The 601-nt window shown below is 37.6% G+C and carries 1 other annotated feature.

The features are described 5' to 3' along the window. Positions 1-165: 165 nt before the first annotated feature. Positions 166-351: a sequence feature (23S ribosomal RNA rRNA prediction is too short), on the bottom strand. Positions 352-601 lie beyond the last annotated feature (250 nt).

The following is a 601-nucleotide window of genomic DNA, read 5'->3' as shown; positions in this document are numbered from 1 at the left end:
AACTCTAAACCTCTTCGTTTCACCTACGTGGCTATTACACTCTACGGCACAACTTTCCAGTTGTCTTCGGTTACAAATTAGTTTATTTAATGTTCTGTCCGCAACCCCAGAGATAAATCTCTGGTTTGGGCTCTTTCCCTTTCGCTCGCCGCTACTAAGAAAATCGATTTTTCTTTCTCTTCCTCTAGGTACTTAGATGTTTCAGTTCCCTAGGTTTACCTTCCTGCAGCTATTTATTCACTACAGGATACATGGGGTTTCCCATGTGAGTTCCCTCATTCGGAAATCTTCGGATCACTGGCTATGTGCGCCTACCCGAAGCTTATCGCAGCTTATCACGTCCTTCATCGGCTCCTGATGCCAAGGCATTCACCATGCGCCCTTTGTAGCTTGACCTTTTAAATTTAACTATATTTCAAGTTAATCTATAAGTAATTTTAATTACAAAGTTATTCACAAAGAATATTTTTGGCTTGTTGTTTTTTATTCATGTGCAATTTTCAAAGAACATCAAGATTACATTTGTAATCTTTTATTTTGAAGGATTTTGGTCCTTCAAAATTGAACAGAAGTTAAGTTTAACCATCTTTTAAACTTATAC

Source organism: Clostridium sp. 7_2_43FAA (assembly GCF_000158375.2).
GTDB classification, from domain to species: Bacteria; Bacillota; Clostridia; order Clostridiales; family Clostridiaceae; genus Clostridium; species Clostridium tertium.
The sequence above is the reverse complement of the archived record's forward strand: the minus strand, read 5'-3'. Positions and strand labels throughout refer to the sequence as shown.